1 protein-coding gene is annotated in these 1115 nt (G+C 26.3%); it reads left to right on the forward strand.

The features are described from left to right. Positions 1-1050, forward strand: a 1050-nt coding sequence (locus BBA70_RS01495) for a toprim domain-containing protein (protein WP_252861521.1), incomplete at its 5' end; no start/stop codon positions are given. Positions 1051-1115 lie beyond the last annotated feature (65 nt).

The following is a 1115-nucleotide window of genomic DNA, read 5'->3' on the forward strand; positions in this document are numbered from 1 at the left end:
AAAACTCAAGAATTTAAAAACTTAATCCAACAACAAACTTCAACCCCTAATATTTCTTACGAACCTTTTAAATATCAATACCACCACAATAAAATCAACAACCCAATTGATGAAAAAGAAATTAACGCTACAAAAACACAATTATTTAAAGAAATATCGCCTTTATTCAACCAAATTAGAGATTATTATCATTATTTATTAACCACTAACCGAAATAATGAATCTTACCTAGGATTAGAATATTTAACCCAAAAAAGAAAATTAACTCTAGAAACTATCCAAGAATTTAAACTAGGTTATGCCCCATTATCTGATAAACCTTTATCTTTTCGTTTAGTAAATTATTGTAAAAAGCAAAATATCGATACAACAAAATTAATCGAATATGGTTTTATCAAAGATAAAACCAATCAACAAAATAAAACATATTATCACGATACTTTTCATGGTTCCATCATTATCCCCATTGAAAACGGATATAATAAAACATTTCATTTTTATCAAAATAACTTTCGCGAAGTTTCTTATTTCCAACCTAAATATAAATCCCTCAATAATTTTAGTCAAACACCTACTTTTCATTTCAGTTATCGTTTTTTTGAAGCGTTACCTTATATTAAACAAATGAAAACCATTATTATTCATGAAGGTTTTTTCGATGTCATTAGTTGTTGGCAAAACAATATTAAAAACGTTGTCGGTCTCATTTGTGTCACTCAACTACTTTCTAAATCACAAATAGAAATTCTAAAAAAAGAAAATATCAAAGTAATTATTGCCTTAGATAATGATGAAACAGGTCAAAAACGAAGTGAAGCCTTAGGAGAACAACTTAAAGAAGAAAATATTATTTACGAAATTAGACGCATTTTACCACCTTATGATAAAACTTGTAAAGATGTTGATGATTTATTGCGACAATTCGGAAAAGAAGCATATCAAAAATGTTTTTTAGACCCATACATTACTTATGAAGAGGCCAAAAATAAAATCATAGTCGATTTAGCTATTTATTTTTTTGGAAAAGACAAAGTAGAAATAATTGATTAAATTATTTACCTTATGTCATATTTCAATCTTTAGTACTATCAATCTTTAGTACTATAACTAAAATA

The sequence above is a fragment of the New Jersey aster yellows phytoplasma genome, from assembly GCF_002554195.1.
In the GTDB taxonomy this organism is placed as follows: Bacteria; Bacillota_I; Bacilli_A; order Acholeplasmatales; family Acholeplasmataceae; genus Phytoplasma.